Below are 10,200 nucleotides of genomic sequence, written 5' to 3'. Positions count from 1 at the left end.
TCTCAATTCCTGGCTTGGCGCTTACGCTGTCGGCTCAGGCTCCATGCCGCCTTCCGGCGGTGTTTTCTTGGGCTTGGCTTTGGGGATCGCGGTCACGGATGCATTGCCCTCATCCTCGCCGCCATCCTCATCATCGCCAGCCTGCGGCGGCTCGCCGTTCATGACCCGCTTGATCTCGTCGCCGGTCAGCGTCTCGTATTCCAGCAGGCCCTGGGCCAAGCGTTCCCACTCCTCCTTGTGCTCGGTGAGGATCTGGAAGGCACGGTCATAGCCTTCCTGGATGAAGCTCTTCACCTCTTCCTCGATCATCTCCTTGGTGTGGGCCGAGACCGAGAAGCCGGCGGTATTGCCCGAGTAGCCTTCATGCGCCTCGGCATAGTCGATATTGCCGACCTTTTCGGACATGCCCCAGCGCATCACCATGGCGCGGGCCAGCTGGCTGGCTTGCTGAATGTCGCCGGCCGGGCCGTTGGACACATGGTTTTCGCCGTATTTGATGATTTCGGCCGCCTTTCCCGCCATGGTCATCGCCAGCTTCTGCTCGCACTCATCCTTGTGCCAGTTCAGACGGTCCATCTCGGGCAAGCTCACCACCATGCCAAGCGCGCCGCCGCGCGGAATGATGGTCGCCTTGTAGACCGGATCGCACTCCGGCAGCACCAAGCCGACAACGGCGTGTCCGGCCTCGTGGTAGGCGGTCTTTTCCTTCTGGTCCTGGGTCAGCACCATCGAGCGCCGTTCGGCCCCCATCATCACCTTGTCCTTGGCCGATTCGAAATCTTCCATGGTGACAAAGCGGCGGCCGACGCGGGCGGCCATCAGCGCGGCCTCGTTGACCAGGTTGGCCAGATCCGCTCCCGAGAAACCGGGAGTGCCGCGGGCGATGATGCGCAGATCCACGTCCGGGCCCAGGGGGGTCTTGCGGGCGTGCACGCCCAGGATTTTCTCGCGGCCCTTGATGTCCGGATTGCCGACGGTGACCTGGCGGTCAAAGCGGCCGGGGCGCAGCAGCGCCGGGTCCAGCACGTCCTTGCGGTTGGTGGCGGCCAGGATGATGACACCCTCATTGGCCTCAAATCCGTCCATTTCCACCAGCAGCTGGTTCAGGGTCTGCTCCCGCTCGTCATTGCCGCCGCCGTAGCCGGCGCCGCGATGACGGCCCACCGCGTCGATCTCGTCGATGAACACAATGCAGGGCGCGTTTTTCTTGGCCTGCTCGAACATGTCGCGGACGCGGCTTGCGCCGACACCCACGAACATCTCGACAAAGTCGGAACCGGAGATGGTGAAGAACGGCACCCCGGCCTCGCCCGCGATGGCGCGCGCCAGCAGCGTCTTACCGGTGCCCGGAGGGCCAACCAGCAGCGCACCCTTTGGAATTTTGCCGCCCAGGCGCGAGAATTTCTGCGGATTGCGCAGGAATTCGACGATCTCTTCCAGCTCTTCCTTGGCCTCGTCGATGCCCGCGACATCGTCAAAGGTGACGCGGCCGTGCTTCTCCGTCAACATCTTGGCCTTGGATTTTCCGAATCCCATGGCGCCGCCTTTGCCGCCGCCCTGCATCCGGTTCATGAAATAGATCCAGACACCGATCAGCAGCAGGAACGGAAGCAGCGTGATCAGGAACGACTGGAAGCCCGATTGCTGCTGCTTCTCGGCGCGCACCGGGATGTCATTGGCGATCAGCAGCGAGGTGACCTCGGCATCGCCCGGTTTGATGGTGACGTAGTTCTGCCCGTCGGTGGTAGTATAACGCACCTGTTCCCCGTCCAAGGTGACGGTGCTGACCTTGCCGGTTTCAACCGAACTGACGAAGTCAGAAAAAGTGCGTTCACGGCTCTGCATCGTGCTGCCGGAACCGCTGAACAAATTGAACAGCGCCAGAATCAGCAGAAACAGAACAACCCAAAAGGCGATATTGCGAGCGTTGCCCAAGGAAAGTTCTCCCTATCAGATAGGCGCACCTCACAGGCCGCCTGCGTTGTGCTTAAAATAAGGATCATTCAGGCAGGTTCAATGAGATAAAAGGGATGCAAAGAACTCTTCTTCGCTTCCGGCCGTTTCAGCCGACCAGCCATTGGCCATTCCAGCCACAGGAGCAGCGGTCAGCCGGGCGCCGCGCCACACCGCCGGAGTGGCCTCCAGCACCGGGCCCGGCACGCCGGTGGCGCGCCAGTCAGGGCATTGCGCCAGCCCCTGCCGCCCAAGCGCCCGCACTTCGCATCCCTTTGCATCGCCGCCGAAAATCTTCCACCTGCCGTCCCAGAGCTGCCCCGGCAAAGCGGTTTCCCCGTTCACGGCATTGTATTCCCGGCAGATCCAGACCTGCTTGGCGGTGCTGACCAGACGACAGCCTGCAAGGGTCACCGAACTGCCGCTGCGCGCAGCCAGAACAGCTTTCTCCATCGGCACCCGGCGCGGCGGATAGGCGGCGCCGGAAATCCATTGGAACGCGCGCACCAGCAGCCGGTGGCTGATTTCGCCGGGCAAGGTGCGGAACTTGCGCCGGCACAAAACAACGGCGCCGGCCTGGACATGCGCCAGGTCGCGGGCGGCCAGAAAGACATACCAGTCAAGCGCCTCACGCGCTTTGGACATGTTCCGGGCAACGCCGGCCAGCACTTCGGGCGTCAGCCCCAGCGGCGCCAGATGCTCCAGCGCCTTGCGCATCCGCACCCGCTCAAACCTTGTATCCTCGTTGCTTGGATCCTCGGCCCAGTCCACGCCGCGGTCCTCCAGATAGCGGCGCAGTTCGCTCCGGCTCACATCCAGAAGCGGCCGCAGCAGGGTCACCCCCTTGTGGGTGCGCCGCTCCGCCATGCCCGACAGCCCCGTCACGCCAGAGGCACGGGCCATGCGCATCAGCACCGTTTCAGCCTGATCGTCCGCCGTGTGGCCAAGCGCCAGAACCGGGATATCGTGCTGCCGCGCCCAGCCGCACAGCAGCTCATACCGCGCCGCCCGCGCCTGGGCCTGCAGGTTGCCGTCCTGCGGCCTGTCCGTCCACTGCAGCACCTCATGGGGGATGCCAAGCCGGGCCGCTGCGGCGCCGGCCGCTGCCGCCTCATCCGCCGAGCCGGGGCGCAGCCCGTGGTCGACGGTTGCCGCGTAAAGCTCAACCTCTCCGCCGCCGAAACACTCGTGCAGCAGATGCAAAAGGGCCATCGAATCACCGCCGCCGGACAGGGCAATACCCAGCCTGGCGGGCAGAGCAGAACGGAACCTGCTGCGCACCAGAGCAGGGATATCCCGCCCGGCCGGTGTCAAGAACAGCCCAGCTTGGCCATTTCGGCCCTGGCCTCTTCTTCCGCGCCGGTGCCCGGGAACCGCACGCCGACTTCGGACAGCGTCACGCAGGCCTGATCGGTCTGGCCAAGGCGGCCCAATGCAGCGCCAAGCTCAAACAGCGCCTTGGGCGCCACCGGGCCGGAGGAATTGCCGGTAAAGGCCGCCAGATAGGCCCGGGCCGCCTCGCGGGTGTCGCCCAGCCCGTCCAGCGCCTTGCCGCGGCTGAATTCGGCAGCCGCCGCCAGCGGGCTGCCCGGATAGGCCTGATTGAACGCCGCAAGCTTTTCGGCCGCTTCCTGGTACTGGCCTTCGGCCAGCAGCTTCTCGGCGGCATCGAAATCCGCCTGCTCGCCGATCGCCAGTTCACCGCCCGCTGCGCCGCTGTCCACCGCTTGCGGGGCGGCGGCCACCGCGGCCGGCAGCTCGCCGCCGCCAAGGGTCGTGGTCTCGCCCAGGGCGCCGACGTCGCCGCCTTCCAGCTCGACCAGGCGGAACTCCAGATCACCGATCCGGTTGGTGCCATCGGCCACGATCCGGTCGATCCGGTGGCCCATCTCCTCGGTCTTCTGGGTCAGCCGCTGCAGTTCGCTTTCAATCGCGGCAACCCGGTCCAGGACCGTGTTGCCGGAGACATCCGCAGACGGGGATCCAGTGGTCGACAGCTCGCGCTTCAGCCGCTGCACCTCCACATGCAAGACGGTCAGCTCCTGGCGGATGTCCGCCAGGGTCTGCTGGTCCTGCGCCGCCAGCGGCAGCGGCAGCAGCATCACAGTGGCCAGAAGCGCGGTGCGCAGAGGTTTCATGCCGTTACCCCGTCAGACCGCCCGCCAGCACGGTGACCGCGCGGCGGTTCTTGGAATAGCAGGTCTCGTCCGAGCAGATTTCCAGCGGGCGCTCCTTGCCATAGCTCACCACCTTGATGCGGCTGCCGGAAATGCCTTGCGAGATCAGGTATTCGCGGGCGGCATTGGCGCGCTTGGCGCCCAGGCCGAGGTTGTATTCCCGGGTGCCCTGCTCATCAGCGTGACCCTCGATGGTGACCGCGTAATCAGCGTTCTGCGCCAGCCAGCGCGCCTGTCCCTGAAGGGTGGCCTGCGCCGCAGGCGACAGCGTGTGCTGATCGACCGCAAACAGAACCCGGTCGCCCACGGTCTGCTGGAAATAGGCCGGGCTGGCCGGATCCAGTGCCCCCGCGCCAGCGCCCGCGCCTGCGCCGCCTGCCCCGGCGGCACCGTTCAGATCGTCGTTCCAGGGGTTGTTGCTGCAGGCTGCAAGCCCCAGCACGGCAACCGCCGCCATTGCCAATTTCAAGCCGCTCATGATGTCTGCCTATTCCTTTGCGTTTCTTGCCCTGACGTTATCATAAGCCCGGGCCTGGTTCTATGCGGGTATCCCCGCCTTAACGGCTCCAATGCCGCTGCGGTTACTTCTGCAGCGGCGACCACGACGGGTCCGAGGCCCCGTCCGGCGTCTTGACCGGCTTGAGGTTGCGGCCGGTGATATCCACCGAATACAGCAGCGCCCGCCCGGCGCTGCCCTGGCTTTCACGGGTGAACATGATCACCCGGCCATTGGGCGCCCAGGTCGGCCCTTCGTCCAGGAAAGAGGCGGTCAGCAACCGCTCCTCGCTGCCGTCGGTGCGCATCACGCCGATGTGGAAGCGGCCCTTGTTCTGCTTGGTGAAGGCCACCATGTCGCCGCGCGGCGACCATACCGGGGTGCCGTAACGGCCCTGCCCGAAGCTGATCCGCCGCGCCTCGCCGCCGCCCGCGGGCATCACATACAGCTGCTGGCTGCCGGAGCGGTCGCTTTCAAACACGATCTGGCTGCCATCAGGCGAGAACGACGGCGCCGTCTCGATCGACGGGGCAGAGGTCAGCCGGGTCTTGGCGCCGGTTTCGATATCCATCGAATAGAGGTCGGTATTGCCGCCCTGCGTCTGCGAATAGACCACGGTGCGCCCGTCCGGCGCAAACCGCGGCGCAAAGCTCATGGTGCCGTCGCCGCTGGACAGCACCTTGCGCTGCACCTGGCCCACATCCAGCACGTGGATCTGCGGGAAGCCGCTTTCGTAGCTGGTATACAGCACCCGGTCACCAGTGGGCGAGAACCGCGGCGCCAGCACGATGGAGGCGCTGTTGGTCAGGTACTGCACATTGGCGCCATCGTAATCCATCACCGCCAGCCGCTTGCGGCGGTCGTTCTTGGGCCCGCTCTCGGAGACATAGACCACCCGGCTGTCGAAATAACCGCTCTCTCCCGTAATCTCGCTGTAGATGGCATCCGCCACCTTATGCGCCATCCGCCGCCAGCCGTCGGTGGTGCCGGTGAACTGCAGCGCGGTTTCCAGTTCCTTTTCCGCAAACACGTCATAGCCGCGGAACCGGACCGTCAGCCGGTTGCCGGTGACGCTGACCGCGCCGGTGATCAGTGCCTGGGCGTTCACCGCCTTCCAATCGGCAAATTTCACCGGGGCGTCGAACGCCGCCACCTTGGAGATATGGGCGCTGGCAGGCACTTCCCGGAACAGCCCGGTGCCGCTGAGGTCAGAGGCGATAACGCGCGCGATTTCGGTGGCATATTCCGCAGCCGCCGGGGTTTCCGGCACGAAATCCGGCACCGCATAAGGCAAAGGTTCGATCACGCCCTGGTCGATTTCGATGCGGAGCGGGCCGGTCTGCGCCGCGGCTGCGCCTGCCCCGGCCAGTGCCGAGGCGCCGATCAGGAGTGCTGCCAGAAAATTCCTCATTTGATCCGCATCCTTTCAGGATTGAATGTCATCTCAATATCACGCCATTGCGCGTATTTTTCAGCCGGAAGCTGAAATCCCCTGGCGCCGCAGCGGATAATCGCCCGCCGGGCCGCGTCAAAGGCCTGCTGCGCCGCCGACGATGCGCCGCCGGTGCTGGACAGCATCCGGATAGAGCCCGTGTCGGGCCGGCCGTCCTGCGCCAGCGACACCGCAACAACCACGGTGGTTTTCAGCGCATCGGTGGACAGCGAGCCCACATTCCAGCACTGCGACACCGCCACCCGCAAGGCGTCCTTTTCGCCCAGCGTCAGCGGCGGGCCAGAAGGTTCCGGCGCCTCCACATCGGCGCCGCCCGCCAGCGCCTCTGCCAAGGCGTCCGCCACGGCAGAGGACGTGCTGGACTGCTCCGGCTCTGCCGGCTGCGCGGCTTCGGTGACCTGCCTGTCCGGTTCCGGCTGCGGCCGCGACGGCCGGGTCACGGGGCGCTTGGAAATGGCGGGCGCAGCAGAGGCCGCGACGTCCTCGCCCTCGTTCTCCTCGGTGACGATCCGGTCGCTGGCAGCCTCGCGCGCGGTGGCCTCCTGCACCTCCTGATCGGTCTCGGCGCCCTGTTCCGGCGCCACCTCAGGCTGCACGATATCGTCGATCCGCGTGTCCGGCTCCGGCGGCGCAACCGGCTCCGGCGCCACCCGGTCCACCGGGCGCGGCGCAGCCTCCGGCCTGACCTGCGGCACCAGCGCGGCAATTTCCGGCTCTTCCGCCGCTGCCGGAGGCGCATCCGGCACCTCAGGCTCGGGCTGCGCATCGGGCAGTTCCACCACCTGCGGGTCGGGCTCCGCCGGTGCCACCGGTTCGGGCCGGGAAATTTCGGGTTCCGGGTCGGGCTGCGGTGCGGGCTCCGGCGCGGGCTGCACCTCGGCAGGCTCGTTCAGCGGCGCAGGCTCCGGAGCGACCTGCGGCGCCTTGCGCTGCTGGCTCAGTTTCTCGAACTGCTCAGCCGAAATCAGCGCCACCTGCTGCACATTGGACGGCAAGGGTTCGGACGGGAACCAGGCGCCAAAGACAACCCATCCCATCAGCAAACCGTGTCCGGCAAGAGAGATCTTGGTTCCGGTCTGCACCGTCCGCGTCCCCGCTTACTGATCCGTGCCCTGCGCCTGCCGCCCGTCCAAGGCCGGGCCGCCGGTGTCGGTGACCAGCCCCACGTTGGAAAAGCCGCCGGCATTCAGCGCGCCCATCACCTGCATCACATCGGCATAGGCGATCTTGCCGTCCGCGCGCAGGAACACCCGGTCCGAGGACCGCTCTGCCGCAATTGCCCGCAGCTTGGGCACCAGCTCATCGCGCGCCACCGGGGTGGTCTGAATCTCGACCCCGCCCTCCGCGGTCATGGTGACGGTCAGCGGTTCTTCCTCGTCGCCCGGCAGGGCTCCGGCTGCGGTCTTGGGCAATTGCACCGGCACGCCGACGGTCATCAGGGGCGCTGCCACCATGAAGATGATCAGCAGCACCAGCATGACGTCGACGAACGGCGTGACGTTGATTTCCGACATCGGCTGGCCGCGGCGGCGGCGGCGGCCCCGGCGGCGGTCGCCGCCTCCCTGCGGCTGCTGGACTGCGGCACCCATGGCCTCAGGAATCCAGCTGGCGGCTGAGGATGGTGGCGAACTCATCGGCAAAGGCCTCATAGCCGCCGATGATGCGGTCGCTGTCCGCGCTCAGCTTGTTGTAGAAAACCACCGCCGGGATCGCGGCCAGCAGGCCCAGGCCGGTCGCCATCAGCGCCTCGGCAATGCCCGGCGCCACAACGGCCAGGTTGGTGTTCTGCTGCTCGGCAATCTCGATAAACGCGGTCATGATGCCCCAGACGGTCCCGAACAGACCCACGAAGGGCGCGGTGGAGCCGACGGTGGCCAGCACCGACAGGCCGCTTTGCAGCCCCTCGGTCTCCTTGGCGATGGCCACATCCATTGACCGGTCGATGCGCGCCTGCGCGCCGGGGATCAGGCCGCCGTCGCTGCGGTGGCTGCGCCGCCATTCGGTCATGCCGGCGGAAAAGATCCGCGCCGCCTGGCCGGGAGGCTCAGCACCGATCTGGTCGAACAGCGAATCCAGCGGATTGCCCGACCAGAAGGCCCGGTCAAAGGCATCCGCCTCCTGCCGCGCCTTGCGGTAGTTGATCATCTTCTGAATGATGATGCCCCAGGACCAGATCGAGGCCCCCACCAGCATCAGCATCACCAGTTTCACGGTCACGGTGGCCCGCGCGAATAGGCCCCACATGGAGAAATCAATCTCCTGCGCCAGCGCCAGAGTTTCTGCTTCCATTCGCCTGCTCTATAGATGTTCCGGCCGTTTATCCGGCCTTATTTGACGGGACGCTAGCGCAGATCAACGCCAAAGACCATCAAAACAGGCGGTGACGCGCCAAATGTTACCGCAATGCGCGAATCTCTGCCGGCAGCCGGGCCGGTGTGCCGCCCGTGGTGATGCAGGCGATGGTGACCTTCGCCCGGAACAACGGCTTGCCGTCCCGCGTGACCTCTTGACTCAGCACCATCCGGGCGGGCGTCACGTTCTGCATGGAGGTGGTGACCAGCAGCTCCTCGTCGAACTTGGCAGGCGCCAGGTAGTCCGCCTCGATCCGGCGCACCACATAGATCAGCCCGCTCTCACGCATGGCATTCTGATCCACCCCGATGCCGCGCACCCAGTCGCTGCGGGCGCGTTCTATGAACCGCAGATAATTGGCGTGATAGACAATCCCGCCCATGTCGGTGTCTTCGTAATAGACCCGGACGGGGAACTCGTGGTGCATTGACTGCCCTCCTGAATAGCCGTGCGCACCCTATGGGCGGCGCCAGACCGCTGCAAGCCGCTCAACCCTCCAGCGGGTACTCGGCAAGAACGTCATACCGCGCACCGTCCGGTGCCAGCGTCGACTGGTACAGCGCAAAACTCTCCGCCTCGCAGTCCAGCCGGAAGCCCGCTGCCCCCGCCAGAAACTGCGCAATCTTCTCCACCTGCCCGGCCTCCAGATGCCGGGGAAAGCGCGCCAGGGTCACATGCGGGCGGAAGCGCTCGCGGGAGAGGTCCATTCCCGCATCGCGGCAGGCACTGCGAACACGGCTGCGCAGCTGGGTCAGCTCCGGCGTTTTCTGTACCTCCGCCGCCACCACCCGCGGCAGCTTGCCGCCAAAGGTGTCCAGCCCGCGGAAGGACAGCGTCAATGGCGGCGTGCTGATCTCCGCCAGCAACTGATGCAGCGCCTGCAGCGCTGCCTCCGGCTGGTCATCCAGGAAGGCGAGCGTCAGGTGCATGTTTTCTGCCGGGACATGGCGGCCCACCGTCAGCCCCTCCTGCACGCGCTCCAGCGCGTCCAGGGCTGCGTCGGGCAGCGGCAGGCCCAGGAAAGCGCGCATCAGGGTTGCGGCGGTTCCGCCGGGGCCTGCAGGCGCGCAAACAGGCGCAGGGCGTGGGACTTGTCCTCCGCCGCCACCGGCATCATCCGGTCGTAAGCTGCTGCAATCACGCCCGCGATCTCAGGGCGCAGGATGGTGGCGCCGGTCTCCGGCAGCACCGCCAGCGGCGAGGCCTCAGTAAAGGCCGCATCACCCCACATCAGCGCCACCTGCACCGCCTGGGTCAGCGCCAGCGTCTCGGCTGGCATTTGCGCCATCGCGCCCTGCATCCGCAGGAACACAAACGCCGCCTTGATGCCGCCCTGATCGTCAAACCGGAACGCGCGGTACTGGCTGGCATCGCCCTCTTTCAGCCGTGCAACCAGCGGTGCCAGCCCCGGGATCAGCCGGTCCAGGTCCGGCACCGCGAGCAGCTCATCCCAGTCGCGGAAGAAGAAGAACATCAGGTTCGAGCCCAGCTCCGGGTCGGTCTCGGCCATCTGGTGGCCCGCCAGCGTCATCACCGCCTCCAGGGCGCCTTTGACGGTTTTCAGCGTCTCATCCTGCACCCCGAACACAATCGGCGCCACAGGCCGCCCCCAGCGGGCAAAGGCGTAAGAGCCGTCGTGGCGGGTGAACAGGGCTTCGATCTGCTCCGGCGTCAGGTCTGGCAGCTGGGCGGTCATGGGCGTCTCCTTGGTCCTGCCCTGTCTATGCCGTCTGCGCCGCGCGGCGGCAAGGGGGCGGCTCCCGCGCCTG

The 10,200-nt window shown here is 66.4% G+C and carries 11 protein-coding genes; all 11 read right to left on the bottom strand.

The window, feature by feature from the left end:
• Window positions 1-21 precede the first annotated feature (21 nt).
• The gene (ftsH, locus tag ACTRWG_RS22085) at window positions 22-1,935 is read right to left on the bottom strand and encodes an ATP-dependent zinc metalloprotease FtsH (RefSeq protein WP_027236739.1); all 1,914 of its coding nucleotides are present in this window, start codon (window positions 1,933-1,935) and stop codon (window positions 22-24) included.
• Between the two features lie 78 nt (window positions 1,936-2,013).
• Window positions 2,014-3,267 (bottom strand): tRNA lysidine(34) synthetase TilS, encoded by a 1,254-nt coding sequence (tilS, locus tag ACTRWG_RS22080; RefSeq protein WP_027236738.1) that lies wholly within the window; start codon window positions 3,265-3,267, stop codon window positions 2,014-2,016.
• Window positions 3,264-4,091: a tol-pal system protein YbgF gene (ybgF, locus tag ACTRWG_RS22075; RefSeq protein WP_027236737.1), complete on the bottom strand. Its 828-nt coding sequence runs from the start codon at window positions 4,089-4,091 to the stop codon at window positions 3,264-3,266. The genes tilS and ybgF overlap by 4 nt, the downstream gene beginning before the upstream one ends.
• Window positions 4,092-4,095: 4 nt before the next feature.
• Complete coding sequence (gene pal, locus ACTRWG_RS22070) at window positions 4,096-4,608, bottom strand: peptidoglycan-associated lipoprotein Pal (protein WP_027236736.1); 513 nt, start codon at window positions 4,606-4,608, stop codon at window positions 4,096-4,098.
• 103 nt (window positions 4,609-4,711) lie between these two features.
• Window positions 4,712-6,037 (bottom strand): Tol-Pal system beta propeller repeat protein TolB, encoded by a 1,326-nt coding sequence (gene tolB / locus ACTRWG_RS22065; RefSeq protein ID WP_027236735.1) that lies wholly within the window; start codon window positions 6,035-6,037, stop codon window positions 4,712-4,714.
• Window positions 6,034-7,161, bottom strand: a complete 1,128-nt coding sequence (locus ACTRWG_RS22060; RefSeq protein ID WP_027236734.1) for a hypothetical protein — start codon at window positions 7,159-7,161, stop codon at window positions 6,034-6,036. The genes tolB and ACTRWG_RS22060 overlap by 4 nt, the downstream gene beginning before the upstream one ends.
• A gap of 15 nt (window positions 7,162-7,176) precedes the next feature.
• Complete coding sequence (tolR, locus tag ACTRWG_RS22055) at window positions 7,177-7,668, bottom strand: protein TolR (protein WP_027236733.1); 492 nt, start codon at window positions 7,666-7,668, stop codon at window positions 7,177-7,179.
• Between the two features lie 4 nt (window positions 7,669-7,672).
• Window positions 7,673-8,368 carry a protein TolQ gene (tolQ, locus tag ACTRWG_RS22050; protein WP_027236732.1) on the bottom strand — a complete coding sequence of 232 codons (696 nt, stop codon included), beginning with the start codon at window positions 8,366-8,368 and terminating at the stop codon, window positions 7,673-7,675.
• A 106-nt stretch (window positions 8,369-8,474) separates the two neighbouring features.
• Window positions 8,475-8,858, bottom strand: a complete 384-nt coding sequence (ybgC, locus tag ACTRWG_RS22045; protein ID WP_027236731.1) for a tol-pal system-associated acyl-CoA thioesterase — start codon at window positions 8,856-8,858, stop codon at window positions 8,475-8,477.
• 61 nt (window positions 8,859-8,919) lie between these two features.
• Window positions 8,920-9,462, bottom strand: a complete 543-nt coding sequence (gene thpR, locus ACTRWG_RS22040; protein WP_462829937.1) for an RNA 2',3'-cyclic phosphodiesterase — start codon at window positions 9,460-9,462, stop codon at window positions 8,920-8,922.
• On the bottom strand, window positions 9,462-10,127 hold the full coding sequence (locus ACTRWG_RS22035) for a hypothetical protein (RefSeq protein ID WP_027236729.1): 666 nt from the start codon (window positions 10,125-10,127) through the stop codon (window positions 9,462-9,464). The genes thpR and ACTRWG_RS22035 overlap by 1 nt, the downstream gene beginning before the upstream one ends.
• Window positions 10,128-10,200 lie beyond the last annotated feature (73 nt).

It is taken from the genome of Leisingera sp. G5_S3_59_S7, from assembly GCF_054968485.1.
This window is presented reverse-complemented; position numbering and strand designations above follow the sequence as displayed.